2 protein-coding genes are annotated in these 2,257 nt (G+C 61.3%); both read left to right on the top strand.

Translation table 11 applies throughout. The features are described from left to right. Positions 1 to 612: efflux RND transporter periplasmic adaptor subunit (locus ABX749_RS30175; protein WP_372899301.1), on the top strand; the 612-nt coding region annotated here is incomplete at its 5' end. 138 nt (positions 613 to 750) lie between these two features. Beyond that, positions 751 to 2,257 (top strand): efflux RND transporter permease subunit (locus ABX749_RS30180; protein WP_372899302.1); only part of this gene is annotated, 1,507 nt, incomplete at its 3' end.

Here is a 2,257-nt window from a genome sequence, read left to right on the forward strand (position 1 = left end):
GTGATGATCGACTACGCCACCGTTCGGGCGCCGATCGCAGGCATCGTCTCGCAGCGCAACGTCGAACCCGGCGACCTGGTCGGCAAGGCCAGCGACCAAGCCTCGACGCGGCCGCTCTTGGTGATCAACCAAGTCGACAAGGTCCGGGTCCGCATTCCCGTGCCCGAAACCGACGCGGCCCGCATCAATCCGGGCGACGAAGTCACGTTGACGTTCCCCTCGTTCGCCGGCGAACCCCCGATCAAAGCGGCCGTCACACGGCGATCGGGAAGCCTGGATCGCAGCACGCGGACCATGACCGTCGAAGTCGAATTGGAGAACACCGACGGCAAGCTGTTGCCCGGCATGTTCGGCCAAGCATCGATCAACCTGTCCGGCAAAGTGGCAGCCAACCTGCTGCCCGCCCGCGCGATCCGGTTCAGCGAAGAAGGGAAAGCCTACGTCTATGTCGTCGGCCAGAACGAAACCGTCACCGTCGCGTCCATCGAAACCGGCCTCGATGACGGCCAATCGATTCAAGTCCGCTCGGGGCTGTTGCCCGGCCAACGGGTCATCGATGCGCACCTGAAGCGTTTCACCGACGGCCAAAAGGTCACGATCCTGACCAACTAGGTAACACGTACCGTGGGTTAGGCTTCCCGCCTGTCATTTCAGCCTCGACAGACTGAAAGCCTCTCCCACCGGTGACAAACCTCCGTCAGGCACAGCCTGACCCACCAGCAATTGCCCCTGAGATTCGGATAGCCCCTGATGGGATTGATTGATTTTTCACTACGAAACCGCTTCGCCGTGCTGGCCGGATCGATCGCCCTGTGCGTGCTCGGGGTAGCCGTCATCCCCGGCATCACGATCGACATTCTACCGGACTTTAAAAAACCGGTCGTCGTCAGTTTCTTTTCGTACCCCGGGCTGCCGACGATGGACATGGAAAAGTCCGTCACGTCACGCGTCGAACGCGCCCTCACCCTGGCCGGAAAAATCGAACACCAGGAATCGCGCACCGTTCCCGGCGCCGCGGTCATCAAGGTGTTCTTTCAACCCGGTGCCGATGCCAGTTCGGCGATGAACGACATCGTCAACCTGGAAGCCAGTGACATGTTTCACCTGCCGCCGGGTATCGAGTGGCCGTTCACCCTGCGCAGTGAACCGGCCAACCTGCCGGTCGTGCTGGCGGCGATCTCCGGCGAAGGGCTGAGCGAATCCCAGCTCTACCAAATCGGTTACTACGCCGTGCGGAACAAGATGGGTGGACTCAAGGGTGTTCAAATCCCTCACCCCTTCGGCGGCAAGTTCCGCCAGATGATGGTTTACGTCGACCCGGCAAAACTGCAGGCGTACCACATCAGCGCCACCGATGTGGTCGACGCGATGCAAAAGTCGAACCTCGTGCTGGCCGCCGGAACGGCGCGGCTGGGCGGCACCGACTACCAGATCCATCCCCGCAACACGTTGCCGACGATCGAAGAGATCGAAGCGATTCCGATCGTCGTCCGCGACGACCGCCCCATCTTCATTCGCGATGTCGGCCGCGTCGTCGATGATGCGGCATTGCAATACAACATCGTCCGCGTCAATGGAAAACGCAGCGTCTACTGCCCGTTGCTTCGCGAACCCGGCGAAAACACGATTGCCGTGGTCGACCGAATCTACGAAGGCATCGGCAGCGAAATCCCCAAGATGAAAGAACGTGGCGACATCCCGGAGACCACCGAAGTCACGTTGGTGTCCGATCAGTCCAGCTACATTCGAAAAGCGATGGCCAACTTGCAGACGCAAATCGGCTTGGGCGCCCTGCTGGTTGCGATCGTCGTTCTCGTTTTCCTCCGCCGCTTGCTGCCGACGGTGATCATCGTGGCGGTCATTGTGTTTGCCGTCCTGATCGGGGCACTCGGGTTCGCGTTCAGCGGCCAAACCATCAACGTGATGACCCTGGGCGGACTCGCGTTGGCAATTGGAACGGTCGTCGATGCGGGAATCGTCGTCGTCGAGAACGTGATTCGGCACCAACGGATGGGCAAGTCCGCACTCGATGCCGCCCGCGACGGGACGGCGGAAGTCTCCGGCGCGATCCTGGCCGGCACCGTCACCACACTTGCCGTGTTTCTGCCCGCGGTGTTCTTGACCGGAATGATCAAGTACCTGTTCACCCCGCTGTCACTGGCCGCCACGCTCACCATCGGCGCGTCCTACATCTTGGCGCTGACCGTGGTGCCCGCGTTCTGCGCGACCTTCATCCGTGAAAAGGTCGGTGCACCAA

Source organism: Stieleria sp., assembly GCF_041595215.1.
Lineage (GTDB): Bacteria > Planctomycetota > Planctomycetia > Pirellulales > Pirellulaceae > Stieleria > Stieleria magnilauensis.